The following is an 18,378-nucleotide window of genomic DNA, read 5'->3' as shown; positions in this document are numbered from 1 at the left end:
CATGCGCCCAAGATAATACCGGGAGGCCTCTGATCATGCAGCGCCTTTTTCTGATCGCCATTCCTTACGCGTGGCTGGTAGCGCTGTTTCTTGTCCCTTTTGGTATCGTCTTCAAGATTTCACTGTCAGACATTGCCTTGGCGATCCCACCCTATACGCCCACGCTGAAGGACGGGTTCGGGGCGTTTATTGCGGGTCTGGATTTCGAGAACTTTGCATTTCTCGCGTCGGATGACCTCTATTGGAAGGCTTATCTCAGCTCGCTGCAAATTGCTGTGCTGTCAACATTCATGACCCTGTGTGTGGGCTATCCAATCGCCTATGGCATGGCCCGAGCTCCAGAAGAATGGCGTCCGACCTTGATGATGCTGGTCATTCTGCCGTTCTGGACATCTTTTCTGATCCGCGTTTACGCGTGGATGGGCATCCTCAGCCAGGAAGGGTTTCTCAACCAGTTCCTACTGTGGACCGGTATTATTGCTGAACCACTGACGATCCTGAACACGAATAAGGCGGTGTATATCGGGATTGTGTACACCTATCTGCCGTTCATGATTTTGCCAATCTACGCGGCACTTGACCGTTTGGATGGCTCCCTGATCGAGGCCGCCGAAGACCTCGGTTGCTCACGTTTTCAAGCGTTTTGGCTCGTCACGATCCCACTGTCAAAAAACGGCATCATAGCAGGCAGCTTCCTCGTGTTTATTCCTGCCTTGGGTGAATTCGTCATCCCGTCATTGTTGGGTGGCTCCGGCACCCTGATGATCGGTAAAGTGCTGTGGGAAGAATTCTTCAACAACCGTGACTGGCCGGTGGCCAGCGCCGTCGCCATTGTTTTGCTGTTGCTCCTGATCATTCCCATCGTTCTGTTTCAGCGCAACCAGCAACGGCAGGCGGAGGAAGAGGCATGAACAGGCTCAGCTGGTTCAATGTCACGTCGCTCACGCTGGGATTTGCGTTTTTGTATCTGCCGATGCTTATCCTCATCATATTTTCCTTTAACGAAAGCAAACTGGTCACGGTCTGGGCCGGGTTTTCGACGAAATGGTATGGTGAGCTACTCCAGAACGAAGCGTTTCTGGATGCGGCCTGGGTCACGATTAAGGTCGCGGTTCTTTCCTCTACGCTCGCGACGATCCTGGGCACGATGGCGGCCTATGTGTTGGTGCGTGGCGGGCGCTTCGTGGGTCGGACCTTGTTTTCGGGGATGATCTACGCGCCGCTTGTCATGCCGGAGGTGATCACAGGTCTGTCACTCCTGCTGCTGTTTATTGGCATCGGTCTGGACCGCGGCGTTCTGACGATTGTGCTGGCGCATACGACCTTTTCAATGTGCTTTGTGTCGGTCGTGGTCTCGTCGCGGCTGTTGACCTTTGACCGCTCACTGGAAGAAGCCGCGCTGGATTTAGGCTGTTCGCCCTTTGACGCCTTCAGGCTCGTGACCCTTCCGATTATAGCCCCGGCCGTCATTTCAGGATGGTTGCTGGCCTTTACCCTCAGCCTTGATGATCTCGTCATCGCATCTTTCACCGCCGGACCGTCCGCAACGACATTGCCAATCAAGATATTCTCCGCAGTGCGCCTTGGCGTGTCACCTGAAATCAACGCACTGTCGACAATCATGATTGCGATTGTGACGGTCGGGGTGGTTGCGGCATCGCTGGTTTCGAAACGGAGTATGATCCGGCAGAAAAAAGATGAACGCGCCGCAGCCATCCAAGCCTGATGCAGCGTATTTTCAATGCATATACTTATGACGAGGGGCCGCGCGCTGGGTGCTGGTGGGATGAAACATGTGATCTGCCGAAACTGAGCGCGTTGAAAGGCGATTTAACTGTCGATGTGGCTATCGTTGGCGGTGGTTTTACAGGTCTGTCCGCAGCGCTGCATCTGGCCACGCAGGGTGTCAAAGTTGCTCTGCTGGAGGCGCAAGACATCGGTTGGGGCGCTTCTGGTCGCAATGGTGGTTTTTGTTGTCTTGGCGGTGGGATCGCGAGCGACAATGAGCTGGATGCCAAATACGGGCGCGATGCGCGGCTGGCGTTCCGGCGCGCGGAAAAGGCGGCGGTTCTTTTCGTAGAGGAGACGATCACAAAGCTGGGCCTTGATGTTGACCGCCATTCAAGCGGCGAAACTGAATTTGCCTGCCGCCCCAAAGATATGGCAGCACTGGAGAAAATGGCAAAGCGGACCCATGAAAATTATGGCGTTGACCCAACAGTAATTGAACAATCAGACCTTGCAAACTTGGGCATGACCGGCGGGCCGGGGTTTTTCGGGGCTTTGTCGATACCTATTGGATTTGGGCTGAACCCGCGCAAGTTGCTTGCCGGCCTTGCATCGGCGGCGATGAGCGCCGGCGCACGTCTTTTCGCGCACGCGCCTGTTCATAATATCACCCGAAAGGATCAAGGACACGACCTTAAGTGCCCGCAAGGCATTGTGAGCGCGCAACAGGTCATCGTCGCGACCAACGGGTATTCATCCGAAGACGTTCCGGACTGGTTGGCGAGTCGCTTCATGCCGGTGCAATCGACCGTTCTCGTGACACGACCATTGAGTGACGCGGAGCTTGATGCTCAAGGTTGGACAACGGACCAGATGGGGTATGATTCGCAAAACCTGCTGCATTACTTCCGGCTGATGCCAGACCGGCGCTTTTTATTTGGAATGCGTGGTGCTTTGCGCTCAAGCGCGCAGGCTGAAACGCAGGCCCGGCAAAAAACGCAAGCAGACTTTCGAAAAATGTTTCCCGCATGGACCAATGTTGAAACCCCGAATATGTGGTCCGGAATGGTAAGTCTGGCGAGAAACAAGCTGCCCTATGCCGGGGAAATCCCGGCTTCAAAAGGTATCTGGACCGCCATGTGCTATCATGGAAACGGCGTTGCGATGGGCAGTTACGCTGGCAAGCTGGTCGCGGACATGGTGCTTGGGCGCGCCACCGGCGAATGCCCCGAAGTGATGTGCAAGCCACTCACCAAATTCCCATTGGGGCGTGCCCGTCGCATATTGATGCCGCCGGTCTATGCGCAGTTGATGCTGCAAGACTGCTTTTAGGGGTCGCTTTGCAAGGATGCTTCGCGCAGCGCTGAAACGTCAGCGGCAGAGACAGGTGATCCGCCATTCAGTATAAATACGGTATCCGTGCCTTCGCGTCGGGCTTCGGTAATTCGGCTGTATGTCTCGGCTGGGGAGGTTCCGATTGTTTGGCCGACAGCACGGCTTTCAACCACAAAGCTGTAATTTCCAATCGGCAATGCCGTACCGTTATCATCCAACCCAAACCACTCAATCGGGTCCGTACCGGGTGTTATCGCTTGCCTTTGCACTTCAGAACCATCCGGTCCGTATGCAACCAGATAAGCTTCATCCGCACCGGCTTCGGATTTTGGCAGTACCGTTATCGGCGAACCGTCAAAGGCCACGGGCGCGGTTGTGCGCGCTTCCATGCCGATCCATGCAGCCATCTGACCAATACTGTTTGAACCGAGTTGAGCGCCCAATTCGGTGAGCAGATCATTTGACAGGACCTGTTGTTCCACCATCGAAAACTGCGCCAACTGGGCCGCATATTCCGAGGAATCGATAGGCTCCAGAGGGTCCTGAAACCGTGCCTGTGCTGTCAGCATTTTCAAGAATGTTTCAAAATCGGAAGACAAGGCGGCGCTGTTGCTTGCCTGTGCAGTTCCCAGTTGTGTTGTGGGCTGTATCGCCTGGGCGTTCAGAATATCCATGTTTTATCCTTACAGTCGAATGTCTACGCCAGTTTGCGCATGCAATTTTGTTTCGTTGGCTTCGGCGACGTCTTCCGCTTCCAAAATCTCTAGCTGGGTAGATTGCACACTACTTCTTTCGTCCGCACCTTCGCCAAAACTCTGCTGTGTTTCCCCTTCGGAGAAGGCAAAATTAATGTCGTTGTATCCGATCGCCTCAAATTCGCGAACGAGTTGGTCGATATTACGACGCATCAAATCCAACGTTTCCGGACGTTCCGTGACAATGGTTACGGTGATTCCCGCCTCCACTGCAGATATGTTCATGCGAACACGGCCTAGTTCCTTGGGATTGAGCGAAATTTCAACGGGCCGGTCCGGCAGTTTTTGCAGTGCCTCGGCCATCTGGCGCGCAATCGCGGCAGGTGTTTCTGCACGCCCCAGAAGCTGATTAAGCGGCGTCGTCGCTGTAGATGATGTGCCACGGGATTCTGTCGCGCTTAGCGCTTCAATGTTTAATGCGCTTGTCGAATCCAAAAGCGTCTTTTCTTTACCGGCATCCACTTTGGCAAGGGTCGTCATTGGCACCATCGTTGCGGCTTGCGGAGTATTGGTTGCAGCCGGTGTAACCTGCTGACCCTGAGTGTCAGAGCGCGATGAAACCGCCCGCGCTGCTAACTCTTCACTGAGCTTTATTGACTTCAGCTTTTCGGACACGTGATCATTGGAGGTAGGAGCGTTCACACCAGCGACTGGCGTGTTTTCCCGTGTGACCAAAGCTGCGGTCATGGACTGCGCGTCGCTTCGTACGCCTTTTGCTGGTTGTTCTGTAAGTCGTTCTGATGTTGGCAACACCACATTTTCTGCTGCTTTGGCAGTCACAAAAATCTCCGCAGCCGAGGCCGCGAGTTTCTTGGATACGCCAGCACTTTCACTGGGTTTTGCCGCATCTGAAGGCGGTGCTTGCACAAGGTCTTGTGTATTCGCGCGTTTCGCATTGCTCAGCTCGGCGGTTGGTGATGTTGCCTCGCTGTCAGGCAATTTCCCCGCCTTGCCGCTATCCACAATCGCAAAGGCCGGCTGATCAGCAGCTGCGGTCTCACTAGCTTCTGTGTCCGAATTCGAAGGGTTCTCGGGTGACGCTTCAGTGTCCTCTACCGCACCCGTTTCATCCCCCGACTGCTGGTCCTCGGATGCTGCTTGTGCATCTTCGGCTTGCTGTTGTCCGGTCCTCTCAAGATCATCGCCAGTCGCAGCATACTCTTCCGCGAATGCTTGGTTTTTCGCGTCTGAAGTATCAGTCTTCTTGTTTTGGGCAGCCTTGCCCGTTTGCTGGGATGATGTCTGTGTCGTCAGTATATCAAGCATGTCGCCTCCGGGAATTCTTCCGCGTTTCTGGCACTGTTGTTACATAGCTTAGTTACCGCTTCTTTACTGGTTGCATGCAATATCACTGAAAGTAATTGCAATTGGAGCTAGTTAGAATGACAGAGCTTTCATCGGTGGCGGGGATGCCACCCAGTTCAACCGCGCGAAATGAACAGGCGCTACGAGAAGCTGCCAACAAGATGGAGGCAAGCTTCCTGGCAGAAATGCTCAAGTCCGCCGGTTTGGGCAAATCAAGCAGTGAATTTAGCGGTGGCGCCGGTGAGGACCAATTCGCGTCGTTTCTGGTTCAGGAGCAAGCGATGATGATGGTCAAGGCCGGCGGAATCGGCCTATCCGAAGCGCTTTTTGAATCCCTGAAGGAGAAGAGTCATGAGTAATGTTGTAGGTAGTGATGTCGTCGGTGCGCTCGATGATGTGCTGGAAAAGGAGCGTGAAGCGCTTTTGAGCGGCAACCTTGAGGCAATCGGACGCTTGCTGGAGCAGAAAGAATCACTGATTGAAGAACTTTCTGTCTTGGAACAGGTCGAAGCCAAATCATTGCACGACCTGACAGGGAAAATGAAACGAAACCAAGACCTGCTTGACCACGCACTTGCAGGCATCCGGTCGGTCGCCGGGCGTCTTGCTGCAATGCGTCGTGTGCGCAGTTCGTTGGACACCTATGATGCCAACGGAACCAAACGCTCGATCAATATGACGAATGACGCGTCACTGGAAAAACGGGCTTAAGCCGAATTTGCGTAAAAACAGACATAATCACCAAGGCGCACTTTAGAACTCGTTAGGGTTTTTCGCGGCATGGTGCTCATGCATCCGAGGTCGGATGGCGCATTGTCTGATAATGGGCGAATGCATTGGTCAGAAAGACATATTTTGTTCGGGGACGTTTCTCCGGACGTAATCCACGCAAAGCGTGATTGATCAAAGGAACATGCTTATGTCAAGCATTCTTACCAACAACAGTGCAATGGTCGCACTGCAAACTCTCAAGTCCATCAACAACGATCTGGGCAAAGTACAAAGCGAAATCTCCACTGGTAAAACAGTCGCAAGCGCCAAAGACAACGCCGCTACATGGGCGATTTCCAAGGTCATGTCGTCGGACGTGGAAGGCTTCAAAGCGATCTCTGACTCGCTGTCCCTTGGTTCGTCCACCGTTGGTGTGGCGCTGAACGGCGCTGAAGGCATCACTGACCTGCTGACAGAGATCAAAGGCAAGATCGTCAATGCGCAGGAAGAAAACGTCGACCGTGACAAAATTCAGACAGACATCGAAGCGCTGCGCGACCAAATCCAGTCGATTTCTGGTGCAGCACAGTTCAATGGCCTTAACCTGCTGTCCAATACTGAGTCGGGCACAGATGCTGCTGGCTCAGGCACATCAAACATTCTGTCGTCGCTTGACAGAGCTGGTGATGGAACGGTTGCTGCCAGCAATATTGCTGTAGCAAAGCAGGATCTGGGAACAGGCGCATCGGCAATTGACTTCACAGCAACTGCAGTAACCGCCGCGACTGACATCATCTCAGTCGGTGGTGCAGCAACTCAGGTGGCCGTTGCTCAAGCTGGTGCTGCGGCGCCTACGGCGGACGTCGATGCCTTTTCTTTTGGCGCGGCTGCGACTGACGCAGTGGAGGCAGGGACAGGTTTCCAAATTATGCTTTCAGCTGACGGGGGTGCACTCGACAACCTTCTTGATACAGCGGATGGTGATATAACCTTTGTCGCACGAGATGGCGACACGGCAGCTGATGTTGCTACTGCGCTCGCAGACAAGTTCAATGCCTATGTAACAGAAGCTCTTGGTGAAAATGCCACGAACCCAGTCGCTGTTGCAAACGGTAACAGCATTGAGATTACACCAGCAACTGGTGTGGCTGCCGATACTTTCAGCATCAACGCTGAACAGTACGCAGCAGCAGACACAACAATCGGTGGTCGCCTTGAAGCGTTGAATGAAATCGACGTGTCAACTGCAGCTGGCGCAGAGTCTGCCTTGGCGGAAATCGAAACTCTGATCCAGACCTCAATCGACGCGGCTGCTTCGCTCGGTTCCGATGGCAAGCGCATCGAAACCCAGAATGAGTTCGTCGGTAAGCTGATGGATGGTCTGAAATCCGGTATCGGTTCTCTTGTCGATGCCGACATGGAGGCAGCATCCGCTAAGCTCCAGGCTCTGCAGACACAGCAGCAGCTTGGTGTTCAGGCTTTGTCGATCGCCAATCAGGCACCGCAGACAATCCTGTCTCTCTTCCGTTAAAACCATTTCAGGGGCGCGAACAATCGCGCCCCTGATTCCAATTCTCTGAAACTTTCATGAAGGTTGCAACGTGAACTCATTCGCTCAGGCTCAACGCGCTTATGCGCCAACACAGGCCCCGATCAAAACGGCGCGCAGCACTGAGTATGAGGTGATCGCACGCATCTCGCACCGCATGAAACGTGCAATGCAACAAGACGATTTTCCCGCTTTGGCAGAAGCTTTGCATGAGAACAACAAACTATGGACGACGCTAGCCATAGACGTAGGAAATCCAGACAACCTTCTCCCCGATGAGTTGCGTGCAAGGATTGTGTATTTGGCGGATTTCACGCGGCTGCATTCACATAAGGTCATGCGCAAGACCGAGAACGCGGTGCCTTTGCTGGAAATCAATGCAGCGATTCTCAAAGGACTAAAACACGAGGTATCAGGCAAATGAGCGGATTGGTTCTAAAGTTAAGCCCAAAGGAGCGCGTGCTCATTAACGGCGTTGTCATAGAAAATGGCGACCGTCGAAGCCGCCTCGCCATCATGACGCCTGATGCCCATATTCTTAGGCTGAGAGATGCAATTCACCCGGAGGACGCAAAAACGCCCGTCCGCCGCGCGTGTTTCGCAATGCAGTTAGTGTTGTCAGGCGATAAAAGCCCCGACGATGCGCACTTGCCTTTGTTGCGCCAAATCGAAGAGCTTAGCCAAGTCTTTACAGATCCCGATAGCCGAAACGTACTGGCTGATGCAACACGTGGTTTGGTCGAAGGACAGCACTACAGAGCACTCAAAGCCCTCAGGGCCCTACTGCCCCGGGAAGATCGGTTGCTTGCAGCGCGGCCTCACTGATGTTTACTCCAATCATTCCATCCACCGGCCTCACCGGTTGGCGGTTTTTACAGCGGACTTACGATAGTCAGTTCGCAGCTTTCAACCAGTCGTCACAATTAGCGCGCGCGGCGGAGTACTTTGAAGAGAAAATATCCAGTGTAACTACGGCTGAAGAACTGGTTGCCGATCGACGTCTGAGAGAGGTCGCTCTGGGTGCATTTGGGCTGCAAGACGATATTGATAACAGATTTTTTATCAAGAAGGTCCTTGAAGAAGGTACAACAAACGAAGACTCGTTGGCCAATAGGTTTTCAGATAGCCGATACAAAGACTTCTCAGCAGCGTTCGGTTTAGGGCCGGGAGAACAATTGAAATTACAGGATACGGGGTTTGCACAGGACATAATTGCGAAATACCGTGCAAACAGTTTTGAGATTGCCACTGGAAGCCAAGATGATTCCATGAGGGTCGCTCTTTTTGCGCAGCGCGAGATTCCGGCTCTGGCCACGGATGATACATCCAACGACGCCAAGTGGTTTGGAATCATGGGCCAACCTCCACTGCGCGCCGTTTTTGAAAAAGCGTTAAATTTGCCCTCGTCCTTTGGTCAGATAGATATCGATCAGCAGTTAGTTGTTTTCAAAGAACGCTCTCGCGCGGTTTTTGGTACAGATGAAGTAAGTCAGTTTGCTGGTGACGAAGCGGTACAGGACTTGGTCACAAAATACATCGTTCGATCTCAACTCGACAGCTTCAATGCTAACACGTCATCAGCTTCGATAGCATTGACGCTGTTGCAATCCTGAAGCCTCGGGCATTCTGGGTTTAAATTCACCGTCGGATATATACTGGCGGCCTCTCCCACATCACTTTCGATGGTTATGTTGCGTTATTCGTTTTCAGGACTGATGCTGTGATTTGATCAAGTAGTGAGGCATCAATGGTACAGCGCAATCCTTTTAAGAATCCTCGATTTCCCAAGGATGTGATCCTGCTGGCTGTGCGTTGGTACTGTCGATATCCACTCTCCTACCGTAATGTGCGTGATTTGCTGGCGGAACGCGGTATTTCGGTGGATGCATCGACCGTGTATCGATGGGCCCAAAAGTTTGGCCCTGAGATCCGAAAACGTACCTATGGTCGGCATCGAAGTTGGCGCGGCCTGCAATGGCATGTTGATGAAACATACGTGCGGGTAAATGGCCCTTGGTGCTATCTGTGGCGTTCTGTTGATCAACGTGGTCGATGATTGATTTTCGATTGACAGCACGGCGAAACGCCAATGCTGCGAGGGCTTTCATGCGACAGGCCAGCGAGACTGTTCGCTGCTCCCAGCCGATGACGGTCATCACCGACAAGGCTCACAACTACGCCAAAGTGATCAGGGAACTGACCCTGTTTTGCGGACCGGACGACGCGATCCGGCATTTCGATCGAAAACATCTGAACAATCGAATTGAAGGCGATCACGGCACATTGAAACAACTACTAAAACCTAAACGAGGGTTCCGAAGTCTGACGGCCGAGAAGAACACCTTGAAAGGAATTGAAACACTCAGGGCGATAAAGAAAGGCCATTTTGAGAATGACCAAACAGGTGTGCTCAACGAAATTGCCTTCGTTGCAGGGCTGTTCGATGAGGCTGCATAATCCCAAGGCTAAAGCTCAAATCCGACCACTTCCAAATAACGCAACAGAACCTTTTGAATAGGGAAGCACTTGGGCGGGGCAATCACGCTCTTTTGCTGCAGTCTAAGAGTTTCGCGCGGTAATTGTCGTTTCTATTGCAGAGACCAATAGCTTTGCCTGCGTTTGGTTGCGCTCAGTACTTTCTATAGATGAATACAGCTCACGACTTACCAACAACTTTCCGTAGTCTTTTCTTACATTGGAAAGCAGCGTTTCTTTCTGTGCTAAAACTTGGGCCAATTCCAAGTTCAGTGTTTTTTTGCTTCGCTCAACCCAGGACTGCCAAATGACGTCCGCGCCAATAGCTTGCATATTCTGGTGTTCGTGGATTTGCGAATTGCGTACTTGGGTGTCCAGTTTCTTCAATTGCCCACGCAACTGTTGTTCCTTTTGGACCACAGCCAGAAACGCGCCTTGTTTTTTTTTGAACTGTAGATCAAAGATCTGTTTTATTGCGTTTAGCTGACGCTTGCTCACGTCGCTTTTCCTTTCGATTGTTTTCTCATATTCTCAGCAAACCTGATAGCTGCTGCGACGGCTTTGTAATGTTCCGGAGCGATCTGGTCGCCTACATTGGTCGTTGAATGCAGGGCCCGTGCTGTAGGTGGATCACTATGAATCGGAACTGCATTTTCTTTCGCGATTTCCCGGATGCGCAATGCAGTTTCGTCAACGCCTTTGGCGACACAGACAGGTGCTTGTCCTGGTGCTCTTTCCCATTTCAATGCAACTGCAAAGTGTGTCGGGTTCACAATCACAACATCTGCAGCAGCGACCTCGACGGCCACCTGAGAGCCCGCCAGGGATTGAGCCCGTTGCCGCCGCTCTTGCTTCATGTATGGATCACCTTCACTATTTTTTGTCTCATCCATGACTTCTTTGCGTGACATTTTATTCTTACGAAGGTGTTCAAAATGCTGCCATATTGCATCTATGCCACCAATTATGGCCGATACAATTACAACATAAATAAGGAACTCGATGCAGATCTTGGCTAGCAAGATAACCGTGTATTGTGGTGTTGTATGCAGTGCTGCAACCATCTCGCTTGTGCGGTGATAAAGGAAAATGGCTAATATGGCCGAGTAAATCATCAATTTTGAAAAGCTTAAAACAAACTGGAACAGTCCCGTTCGTCCGTATTTGTTTTTCGCATTCGAAATGATAGATACTTTGGACAGTTTAGGTTGCACTTTATTTGGAGCAAAGACGATGCCTCGCGTTGCAAACAAAGCCAGCATCACAGCTAACGCAGGGTAAACGAAAATAGGCAGCAGCGCCGAACCTGTTGCCTGAATAATTCCTCGCGCAGGAACCGTGCCGGCGCCGTCAAAAAAGAGCGGTGCAATTTGCGCAGATTGACCGATAATGACAGCCAGCGTAGCCCCCAAATGTGACAACCCGCTTTCGCCTGAAACAAGAATGGCGACTAAAAACCCTGCGTACGATGCCGCAGTCAAAAGTTCAGTCGACCGCGCAATTTCACCTTTTTTGCGCGCTTCCTGCAGTTTCTGTGGCGTCGCCTCAAAAGACTTGTCTGCCTCGTCATCAGGAGCGCTCACGGCAATACTCCAAAGGGATTAGCCAGATAGCGATCCATTGCGGCCAACCAAACAGTCAGCATATAGGGCGCGGAAATCAGTAAAAGCGCCAGCCCCCCCAAAGTGATCACGGGGGCACCAACAAAGGCGACCATAAGTTGCGGCATTGCCCTGTTTATTGCGCCCAGTGCGAAATTGTAGAGAACGGACAAAATGACGAAGGGCGCGGCAAGCGTGAAAGCCAAGGAAAAGGCTTGCGCGACTTGTTTCGTGCCCCATTCTGATACGTCTGCGGCAGCTACAAAACGCCCTACCGGCATAAAGTCGTAAGACAATATGATCAGATGCGCGACTTTTACATGCAGGCCCGCCATGACCGCCAGAGCCAAGCCGGCAATCACCAAGATGTACCCCATTGCTGGCAATGGATCCACAGCTGCCCCACCAAGAACCTGAGACAATGATGTCGACTGAGCGGCGATTGACCCGGCCGTTTGGAGGGCAAGTACAAACAAGCGAAGACCAATGCCGATTGCCAAGCCTGCGACGACTTCGGTAAGGATTACCAGTGATATCGAGCCAATCGCATTGGGTGGAGAAATTGTCGGCAAAGCTGGCGCCACAATCAGTGTAAATGCGAGAGCAGCCGCCAGTTTTACTCTGGCAGGCAGCGTCTGTTCTCCGAAGGCTGGTAAAACAGCTGCCAACGCGGCCACGCGGCAAAACACCACAAAGCCGTGCCAGATAGCCGAGTTCAGGAACGGAAGAAGCTCTTGTAGTGCAATCACGCGGCGACAACCCCGACCAAAGACGGGCGAGCGTCTAAACCAATTTCTTCAAAGGAGAAAACCGGATTATTAATACCTTTGGCGCGCATAACAGTTTTCAGGAAACGGCGGCGCTTTGTGTTTGTAACCAGCGCTGCATTAATGCCGTTTTGGTTCGCCGCTTGCAGTTTTTCCGACACGTTTTCCGCCAGCTTGTTAAATAAATCAGGTGGCAAGGCTATATCCAGGCCACGGTCTGCTTCGACTTGGTAAATGGTAAACGTATCCTCCCATTCCGGTGCCAGTTGAATGAGTGGCAACGTTCCATCCTCTCGACGCATTTCAGCGACGAGTTGGAAACCCAAACGCTGACGAACGTGTTCGCAGATTGCTTCAACCTGAGAGTTCCTCCCACGAGCTTCAGCCGTTGCCTCAAGGATCAGGGGCAGATTGCGAATGGATACCTGCTCGTCCAGGAGCAGTCGAAGAACAGAATGCAGAACATCAATCGGCACCTTATCCGGTATCATTTCATCCAGTAGTTTTCGATTTGCTTCCGCCCTCGCAGGATTCGAAATGTTACTCATCTCAGAGAGCAGCCTTCTCAGGGATTTCAATGTCAAAAGACGGCTGAAATTGCGTTTGACGGTCTCTAACAAATGCGTCGCGAGAATTTCCGCAGGTGTTACCAAGGTCAGGCCATCTAAAGCTGCACTCTCCTGATCTCTTCTGTTTATCCAGCGCGCCGGTGCCCCGTAAACTGGCTCATTCGTATCTGTACCACTTGGCAAGTTTACCGGGTTTTCCGGAATGAGTGCCAACACCTGCTCTGGGTTCAGCTGGGCTCTGGCCTGTTCAACACCTTGTATTTTCAACACATATGTACCGGTCGGCAGGCCAACATTGTCGGTCAAACGTATTTCCGGAAGTATTAAACCATACACCGTGGCCACATGTGTTCTCATGTTCGAAATACGTGCGTCCAAACCGGTGCCGGGATCGAGCACCATGTTCACCAAATCCTGCGAAAACTCTACATGGACGTCATCAATCTCCAGTATGTCGCCCAGAACCGCCTCTTTGGGTGTTGCGCTATCATCTTGCAGGGCCAGTGCTTCTTGAGGCACGCGTTTTTGCGCATTGTGGAGACGGTAGGCGACGACTCCTAACGCGATACTTCCGACAATAAACGGCCCAAAAGGCAGCCCGGGGAAAAAGGCGAAGAGGGCCATCAAAACGCCAACTGTGGCAAGTGCTGAGGGATGCCGTCCCAACTGTGCAAAAACTGCGAGGTCTGTCGCGCCCTGAGCGCCGCCACGTGCCAACAGAAGAGCAGATGCAATGGATATTACGACAGCTGGTATTTGTGACACCAGCCCATCGCCAACCGTGAGTATTGCATAGGTTTCGAACGCCTGGCCAAGTGGCATTCCGTGCACAACGATCCCCATGATCAGACCTGCAACAAGGTTAAGCAGTGTGATCAACAGGCCCGCAATTGCGTCGCCTTTGACGAATTTTGAAGCGCCATCAAGCGAACCAAAAAACGTCGTTTCCTGTTGTTCGCGTTCTCTGCGTTCCTTGGCTTCTGTATGCGTAATCGCACCGGCCGCCATATCGCTGTCGATGGCAAGTTGCTTGCCTGGCATGCCGTCCAAAGCAAAACGTGCGCCGACTTCGGCCATGCGCGTCGCACCTTTTGTGATCACCATGAAATTTACGATCAACAAAACGCAAAAAACAACTAGCCCGAGGAACACACTTCCGCCCATCACGAATTGTGCAAAGCCCTCGATGACCTCGCCCGCGGCATCGGTACCGGTATGGCCTTGCCCGATGATCAGTTTTGTTGATGAGACATTCAGGGACAGTCGAAGCATCAGGGATGCCAGAAGGATAGTGGGAAATGCCGAGAAATCCAATGGCCGTTCGATGAACAGGGTCACCGTAAAAATCAGGATGGCCAAAGCGAATGATGCGGCAAGCCCGGCGTCCAGCACCCATGACGGGACCGGTAAGATCATCATGACGATGACGGCCATCAGGGCCATTGCCAGCAGGATGGTCGGGTTGAACAGTGCTTTAAACGTGAAATTTTCCATCTTCAGTTTGTTCCGCCTATGGATATGAGCAAGTTACCTCTGGATGAAGCGCCTAAAGGGAACAACGAGCCTCGCGTGGAACCCCCGGATTGACCGATCAGAAGTGGAAAAGAATTGGTTTTTGTCGTGCGTTTTTTTTGCATTGCGCCTAGGCCGGGCGCCTGATCAAGCTGCTCCAGAATTGGAATGTACTTTGCCAGATACAGATCTGAATGTGCCGTTGTTCGAGAGTGATACGCGCCGGCAGCTTTGGTCCAATCCTCAAACTCATCGTGAAGCGAAGCTAGAAAATTCGCGGCGTAGAGTGCGTTTTGGTATGGATTGAACATCTCTTGAACAGACGAAAAATTCGCCCCGTGCCATTTATAATTTATTTGGAAGCATCCGATATCAATGTTGCTTACGCCGCGTTGGCGGTTCAACCCAACGTATTCGATGGCTTCTTCAGCCGAAGAAAACCTAACGCCGCGTCCTTCTGAGTTTACCGTCCAAGGCCAAGGGGTAAACGCATCATTTACCGTGATACCGCTCTCTGTTCTGGCGATCGCTTTCAAGACGCTCAAAGGGACATTTGATATGCGCGAAGCTTGAACTGCAGCACTATCACACACGTGTTGAGCGGCGGTATTTTGGGTGGATGCATATGCACTATCAGAAAAGCCCAACAGAAAAAGAGCGGAGAAAAGGTAAACGAAACGCTTGCACTTGTGCATTGATCCTCCAACACCCGCGTTCTGCGGTGCTCAACAAATATTGGAATTGAGTTTATTTTGAGTAACCAGCACAAAAGAATTCAACACTTTGAAGTGTTCTCGGAATATCAGACCAATCGCCAAGATGAAGCACAGGGTGAACGAAGCCGTCCATGATGAGATGGTATTTGCGGAGCTGATCGAGACATTCGGCGTGCATCCGATCCGGGTCCGCACATGAAAGCGCGCTGTGGTCGATCACCGAGCCACTCCCGGAATTTCCGCAGCCAGAAACGACGGTAAAGAAGGGAGTTTTTACGAAAACAAAATGGCAAATCGCTACGCGGATGAGCGCAAGGCGCAGATCATAGTCGTTCAAAAAGAGGAGTTTCTGCCGTCATATGTATGATCGGTTTGAGAGTCGGGGACTTTGGCTTGATTTTGTTGTTACAAGCGACGTTGTCGGGTGTGCCGTCGTTCCGGCGCTCGGAGTAAAGTTGGAGTATCTCATTCCTCGAATTTCCCGGCCCTTATCATGCTTTTCTGAAGCAGGCGGTTCTCAGACGTCAAGTCCGCCATACGCTCTTTAAATGCCATCGACCTTCTAGAATACAGGCCCTCCGCGATACCTCGGTAGCATTAGAGAACGGCGATGCTCTCTTTGCCGCGCAGTCCCGAATAATCAATGCGGAACTTCTCTTCCGCGGAATGGGTTTTCCGCGTCTTGCGGCGAATTTTCTTGGCCACTTTTTTGGTGGCGTCTGGAGGTTCCTCGCCATCTCGGTTTCGCAATCGATAGGATGAACCAAGTATCCTGCGTCGTCCAAACCCTCAAACCTAACACACAACCGCTGACGGCAGATAGTTTATGCCGCTTTGATCAAAGCATTATGAGAAAGAGCCGATAACAAATCACATCAAGACAAATCCACCTAATAGTCCTGTCGAGCAATCTCAAAAATAAGAACGTCACTAATGAGATCTTGTCCAAAAGTTTTGATGGCACCGTCCCGCAGATTTCGACGCACGATGTCAAGGTTCTCGTTGTTCAGGAAAGCACCTCGAAACCCACCAATTGCCGCATGATCAAAGAGAATTCGCAAGAATACATCTCTTATTTTTGGCTCGAGGTCGTATACTGCTTGCCCTTGGCCCTCGGGTGCTTCGACACTTAGCGTCATAACAATCATTGAGGACACCCGGTCTTTCTCAACGATCGGAACAACAAATTGATTGCTCAGTTTAACATATTCCTTACCCGCGATCGGCAATTCATCCTTGGCTTCTTCTTTTGCAGTGGTCTCGCTGCTTTCTTCGGCAAGCTCTTCTGGCGCAGCCGCCTCTTCAGCCGGTGGTGGCCGCAGGTATACGCCCGCCCCAACACCCGCCGCAGATCCGAGGAGTAGCATTAAGATAGGGAGGATCTTTTTCATGATGTAACCTCAATAAGGCAATACGATATCAAGGGCTTGCTGACCCCAGCGCGGCTGTTGAACATCTGTTATCTGGCCACGACCGCCGTAGGAAACGCGCGCGGTCGCAATTTTATCGTAGGTGATTTCATTCTGACGGGAGATGTCTTCTGGTCGCACGTACCCTGAAACCAGCAACTCACGCATTTCGAAATTTACCCGCAACTCTTGACTTCCAGCGATCGACAGCACTCCGTTCGGGAGCACATCAACGATCGTTGCGGCGACACGCAGAGTAAGCTTTTCATTCCGCTTCACAGATCCATCACCGGACGAATTGCTGGAGGAATTGATTGAAACGGCGTCCGAAAGTGTTGCACCTGCTGGTAGCTGTCGATCTATCCGTTGTGGAACGCCAAACAGGTTTGGTATTCCCAAACTCTCTGACCCGGACCTGGATCGATCTGTTGCATTGGAAATCTCCGCTTCTTCGTCAATTTCAATCACAACAGTAAGGATGTCACCCTGCTGAACAGCTCTGCGATCGCCAAATAGAGATTGCCGAGCCCCGGACCACAAGGACGCATCGTCAGTTGGAGTTGGTGCGTCTACGCGAAGCGGCAGCCCGGGAGACAGCATCGCTGTGTGCTCTTTTGTTGCGCTCGCGGGACTGAACGACGGAGGTTTACCCAAGTGGTCAAACCTCGCACAGCCTGACAATATCAAAGCAACCGTAGTGAAGCAGAAAAAGGCGTTTTTCATCGAGTTTTCCTAATTTGACACTCTGATCGAGCCGTCAGCCTGTACTTGGCCAAAAAGTGTTGCACGCGAGTCGAGGTTCATTATGCGAACCCGGTCACCAACGCCGCCCCGTTGAAGGGCACGTCCTTCTGTCAGAATTTTCAACCCAGATGATTGATAGCTAAGCAGCACAATCTGGTTGCGCGACACGATGGCAGGAGGGCCAACATCGTCGAAGAGTATTGGTCGGCCCGCGTATAGTGTGGTTCGCGCTTCCTGACCCACCACATCAGCCATCAGTGAGTACGCGTTTTCGTTCTTGATGGGCTTAAGCGTGATATCACTGGCGGAAATTGTCGCATTCGCTCGGATTGTCTTGGCGGGCACCACAACTTCTGCGAACACAAAGACGGGCGAACACACCAACCATGAGATGAGGGCAAATCTGATCATCGGATTTGCGTGGTCGCGCCCATCATCTGATCGGCTGCTGATATGACTTTGGCATTCATCTCGTAGCCGCGCTGCGCTTCGATCAGTTCGGTTATTTCACGCACAGCATCCACGGAGCTGCTTTCGAGATACCCTTGGCGCACCGTGCCAAGACCGTCTTCTCCGGGTGTGGAAACGATTGCAGCACCAGATGCCTCAGTTTCTGCAAACAAGTTGCCACCCAATGCCTCAAGCCCTTTGGCGTTCGTGAACCCTGCCATATTGAATTGGCCAAGCAGTTCCGCATCTGTTGCATCAGAAAAATATGCGAACACTTCGCCCGATGTGTTGATGGAAATGCTTCTGGCGTCATCGGGGATTACGATTTCCGGCTCAACCGGATATCCATCCGAAGTTACAATCAGCCCTTCTGCATCACGCTTCAGCCCCCCGTCTCGGGTGTAGGCTGCTTGCCCGGAAGGCAAAGTAACTTCAAGGAACCCGATACCCTCAATCGCTAAATCCAAATCGCCACCTGTGGCTGCCAGAGACCCTTGTTGCAGCTGGACTGAAACCGCGGAAGGGCGCACGCCTAAGCCCAGCTGTACGCCCGTGGGCAACACCGTTCCATCGGTTGCGTTCACAGTGCCCGGCCTCGACATCTGCTGGTAATGCAGATCGGCGAATTCAGCGCGGCGCGCATTATAGCCTGTTGTGCTCATGTTCGAGAGGTTGTTCGAGATTGTCTCAACGCGCATTTGCTGGGCACTCATACCCGTTGCAGCAATTTTTAAAGCTCGCATGTCATTTAT

21 protein-coding genes and 1 pseudogene are annotated in these 18,378 nt (G+C 52.1%); 10 read left to right on the top strand and 12 right to left on the bottom strand.

Annotation, left to right across the window (positions count from 1 at the left end; all coding sequences use genetic code 11):
- Positions 1–35 precede the first annotated feature (35 nt).
- From K5Q35_RS07520 to K5Q35_RS07510, 3 genes are read left to right on the top strand one after another with little or no spacing between them, the layout of a single operon-like run.
- Positions 36–911, top strand: a complete 876-nt coding sequence (locus K5Q35_RS07520; protein WP_220799074.1) for an ABC transporter permease subunit — start codon at positions 36–38, stop codon at positions 909–911.
- Entirely contained in the window at positions 908–1,726 is an 819-nt protein-coding gene (locus K5Q35_RS07515) for an ABC transporter permease (RefSeq protein ID WP_220799073.1), read from the top strand. Before K5Q35_RS07520 ends, K5Q35_RS07515 begins: the two co-directional genes overlap by 4 nt.
- Positions 1,726–3,060 carry an FAD-binding oxidoreductase gene (locus tag K5Q35_RS07510; RefSeq protein ID WP_220799072.1) on the top strand — a complete coding sequence of 445 codons (1,335 nt, stop codon included), beginning with the start codon at positions 1,726–1,728 and terminating at the stop codon, positions 3,058–3,060. Before K5Q35_RS07515 ends, K5Q35_RS07510 begins: the two co-directional genes overlap by 1 nt.
- Here the strand turns inward: K5Q35_RS07510 and K5Q35_RS07505 are convergent.
- Together K5Q35_RS07505 and K5Q35_RS07500 are read right to left on the bottom strand one after the other, a co-directional pair.
- Positions 3,057–3,737 carry a flagellar hook capping FlgD N-terminal domain-containing protein gene (locus K5Q35_RS07505; protein WP_220799071.1) on the bottom strand — a complete coding sequence of 227 codons (681 nt, stop codon included), beginning with the start codon at positions 3,735–3,737 and terminating at the stop codon, positions 3,057–3,059. The two genes, K5Q35_RS07510 and K5Q35_RS07505, sit on opposite strands and share 4 nt — an antisense overlap.
- Before the next feature lie 9 nt (positions 3,738–3,746).
- Positions 3,747–5,084, bottom strand: a complete 1,338-nt coding sequence (locus K5Q35_RS07500) for a flagellar hook-length control protein FliK (protein ID WP_220799070.1) — start codon at positions 5,082–5,084, stop codon at positions 3,747–3,749.
- Between the two features lie 116 nt (positions 5,085–5,200).
- On the opposite strand from K5Q35_RS07500, the gene K5Q35_RS07495 reads away from it, so the two are divergent.
- The 7 genes and pseudogenes from K5Q35_RS07495 (at position 5,201) to K5Q35_RS07465 (ending at position 9,840) form a co-directional block, all read left to right on the top strand.
- Positions 5,201–5,482, top strand: coding sequence for a rod-binding protein (locus tag K5Q35_RS07495; protein ID WP_013964133.1), 282 nt, complete (start codon positions 5,201–5,203; stop codon positions 5,480–5,482).
- Positions 5,475–5,834, top strand: a complete 360-nt coding sequence (locus K5Q35_RS07490; protein ID WP_013964132.1) for a flagellar export chaperone FlgN — start codon at positions 5,475–5,477, stop codon at positions 5,832–5,834. Before K5Q35_RS07495 ends, K5Q35_RS07490 begins: the two co-directional genes overlap by 8 nt.
- Before the next feature lie 208 nt (positions 5,835–6,042).
- Positions 6,043–7,365 carry a flagellin gene (locus K5Q35_RS07485; RefSeq protein ID WP_013964131.1) on the top strand — a complete coding sequence of 441 codons (1,323 nt, stop codon included), beginning with the start codon at positions 6,043–6,045 and terminating at the stop codon, positions 7,363–7,365.
- A gap of 70 nt (positions 7,366–7,435) precedes the next feature.
- Complete coding sequence (gene flaF, locus K5Q35_RS07480) at positions 7,436–7,807, top strand: flagellar biosynthesis regulator FlaF (protein ID WP_220799069.1); 372 nt, start codon at positions 7,436–7,438, stop codon at positions 7,805–7,807.
- Positions 7,804–8,208 (top strand): flagellar biosynthesis repressor FlbT, encoded by a 405-nt coding sequence (flbT, locus tag K5Q35_RS07475; protein ID WP_013964129.1) that lies wholly within the window; start codon positions 7,804–7,806, stop codon positions 8,206–8,208. Before flaF ends, flbT begins: the two co-directional genes overlap by 4 nt.
- Entirely contained in the window at positions 8,208–8,996 is a 789-nt protein-coding gene (locus K5Q35_RS07470) for a DUF1217 domain-containing protein (RefSeq protein WP_013964128.1), read from the top strand. Before flbT ends, K5Q35_RS07470 begins: the two co-directional genes overlap by 1 nt.
- A 134-nt stretch (positions 8,997–9,130) precedes the next feature.
- Positions 9,131–9,840: pseudogene (locus K5Q35_RS07465) on the top strand (IS6 family transposase).
- Positions 9,841–9,942: 102 nt separating this feature from the next.
- Here K5Q35_RS07465 and K5Q35_RS07460 read toward each other — a convergent pair.
- From K5Q35_RS07460 to flgG, 10 genes are all read right to left on the bottom strand, one after another.
- On the bottom strand, positions 9,943–10,356 hold the full coding sequence (locus tag K5Q35_RS07460) for a hypothetical protein (RefSeq protein ID WP_013964126.1): 414 nt from the start codon (positions 10,354–10,356) through the stop codon (positions 9,943–9,945).
- Positions 10,353–11,441 carry a flagellar type III secretion system protein FlhB gene (gene flhB / locus K5Q35_RS07455; RefSeq protein WP_220799068.1) on the bottom strand — a complete coding sequence of 363 codons (1,089 nt, stop codon included), beginning with the start codon at positions 11,439–11,441 and terminating at the stop codon, positions 10,353–10,355. The genes K5Q35_RS07460 and flhB overlap by 4 nt, the downstream gene beginning before the upstream one ends.
- The gene (locus tag K5Q35_RS07450; RefSeq protein ID WP_013964124.1) at positions 11,438–12,208 is read right to left on the bottom strand and encodes a flagellar biosynthetic protein FliR; all 771 of its coding nucleotides are present in this window, start codon (positions 12,206–12,208) and stop codon (positions 11,438–11,440) included. Before K5Q35_RS07450 ends, flhB begins: the two co-directional genes overlap by 4 nt.
- Positions 12,205–14,289, bottom strand: coding sequence for a flagellar biosynthesis protein FlhA (gene flhA / locus K5Q35_RS07445; protein ID WP_013964123.1), 2,085 nt, complete (start codon positions 14,287–14,289; stop codon positions 12,205–12,207). The genes K5Q35_RS07450 and flhA overlap by 4 nt, the downstream gene beginning before the upstream one ends.
- Positions 14,290–14,291: 2 nt before the next feature.
- Positions 14,292–15,002, bottom strand: coding sequence for a transglycosylase SLT domain-containing protein (locus K5Q35_RS07440; protein WP_013964122.1), 711 nt, complete (start codon positions 15,000–15,002; stop codon positions 14,292–14,294).
- A 52-nt stretch (positions 15,003–15,054) separates the two neighbouring features.
- Positions 15,055–15,360 carry a hypothetical protein gene (locus tag K5Q35_RS07435; RefSeq protein ID WP_220799067.1) on the bottom strand — a complete coding sequence of 102 codons (306 nt, stop codon included), beginning with the start codon at positions 15,358–15,360 and terminating at the stop codon, positions 15,055–15,057.
- A gap of 553 nt (positions 15,361–15,913) precedes the next feature.
- A complete protein-coding gene (locus K5Q35_RS07430; RefSeq protein ID WP_220799066.1) occupies positions 15,914–16,414 on the bottom strand; it encodes a flagellar basal body-associated protein FliL in 501 nt (166 codons plus the stop codon).
- 9 nt (positions 16,415–16,423) lie between these two features.
- Entirely contained in the window at positions 16,424–17,155 is a 732-nt protein-coding gene (gene flgH / locus K5Q35_RS07425; RefSeq protein ID WP_013964118.1) for a flagellar basal body L-ring protein FlgH, read from the bottom strand.
- Positions 17,156–17,164: 9 nt separating this feature from the next.
- The gene (gene flgA / locus K5Q35_RS07420) at positions 17,165–17,587 is read right to left on the bottom strand and encodes a flagellar basal body P-ring formation chaperone FlgA (RefSeq protein ID WP_220799065.1); all 423 of its coding nucleotides are present in this window, start codon (positions 17,585–17,587) and stop codon (positions 17,165–17,167) included.
- The gene (flgG, locus tag K5Q35_RS07415; protein ID WP_013964116.1) at positions 17,584–18,369 is read right to left on the bottom strand and encodes a flagellar basal-body rod protein FlgG; all 786 of its coding nucleotides are present in this window, start codon (positions 18,367–18,369) and stop codon (positions 17,584–17,586) included. The genes flgA and flgG overlap by 4 nt, the downstream gene beginning before the upstream one ends.
- Positions 18,370–18,378 lie beyond the last annotated feature (9 nt).

The sequence above is a fragment of the Roseobacter sp. OBYS 0001 genome (assembly GCF_019654895.1).
Taxonomy (GTDB): domain Bacteria; phylum Pseudomonadota; class Alphaproteobacteria; order Rhodobacterales; family Rhodobacteraceae; genus Roseobacter; species Roseobacter litoralis.
Note: the sequence above shows the minus strand (reverse complement) of the source record. Positions and strands in the feature narration are given on the sequence as shown.

What these genes read in the sequence shown, in the direction of transcription:
- K5Q35_RS07430 (WP_220799066.1), bottom strand. Translation starts at nt 16,414, where the DNA reads ATGAAAAAGATCCTCCCTATCTTAATGCTACTCCTCGGATCTGCGGCG.
- K5Q35_RS07440 (WP_013964122.1), bottom strand. Translation starts at nt 15,002, where the DNA reads ATGCACAAGTGCAAGCGTTTCGTTTACCTTTTCTCCGCTCTTTTTCTG.
- K5Q35_RS07500 (WP_220799070.1), bottom strand. Translation starts at nt 5,084, where the DNA reads ATGCTTGATATACTGACGACACAGACATCATCCCAGCAAACGGGCAAG.
- flgA (WP_220799065.1), bottom strand. Translation starts at nt 17,587, where the DNA reads ATGATCAGATTTGCCCTCATCTCATGGTTGGTGTGTTCGCCCGTCTTT.
- K5Q35_RS07485 (WP_013964131.1), top strand. Translation starts at nt 6,043, where the DNA reads ATGTCAAGCATTCTTACCAACAACAGTGCAATGGTCGCACTGCAAACT.
- flbT (WP_013964129.1), top strand. Translation starts at nt 7,804, where the DNA reads ATGAGCGGATTGGTTCTAAAGTTAAGCCCAAAGGAGCGCGTGCTCATT.
- K5Q35_RS07520 (WP_220799074.1), top strand. Translation starts at nt 36, where the DNA reads ATGCAGCGCCTTTTTCTGATCGCCATTCCTTACGCGTGGCTGGTAGCG.
- flgG (WP_013964116.1), bottom strand. Translation starts at nt 18,369, where the DNA reads ATGCGAGCTTTAAAAATTGCTGCAACGGGTATGAGTGCCCAGCAAATG.
- K5Q35_RS07515 (WP_220799073.1), top strand. Translation starts at nt 908, where the DNA reads ATGAACAGGCTCAGCTGGTTCAATGTCACGTCGCTCACGCTGGGATTT.
- flgH (WP_013964118.1), bottom strand. Translation starts at nt 17,155, where the DNA reads ATGAAAAACGCCTTTTTCTGCTTCACTACGGTTGCTTTGATATTGTCA.
- flhA (WP_013964123.1), bottom strand. Translation starts at nt 14,289, where the DNA reads ATGGAAAATTTCACGTTTAAAGCACTGTTCAACCCGACCATCCTGCTG.
- K5Q35_RS07510 (WP_220799072.1), top strand. Translation starts at nt 1,726, where the DNA reads ATGCAGCGTATTTTCAATGCATATACTTATGACGAGGGGCCGCGCGCT.
- K5Q35_RS07495 (WP_013964133.1), top strand. Translation starts at nt 5,201, where the DNA reads ATGACAGAGCTTTCATCGGTGGCGGGGATGCCACCCAGTTCAACCGCG.
- K5Q35_RS07505 (WP_220799071.1), bottom strand. Translation starts at nt 3,737, where the DNA reads ATGGATATTCTGAACGCCCAGGCGATACAGCCCACAACACAACTGGGA.
- K5Q35_RS07470 (WP_013964128.1), top strand. Translation starts at nt 8,208, where the DNA reads ATGTTTACTCCAATCATTCCATCCACCGGCCTCACCGGTTGGCGGTTT.
- K5Q35_RS07490 (WP_013964132.1), top strand. Translation starts at nt 5,475, where the DNA reads ATGAGTAATGTTGTAGGTAGTGATGTCGTCGGTGCGCTCGATGATGTG.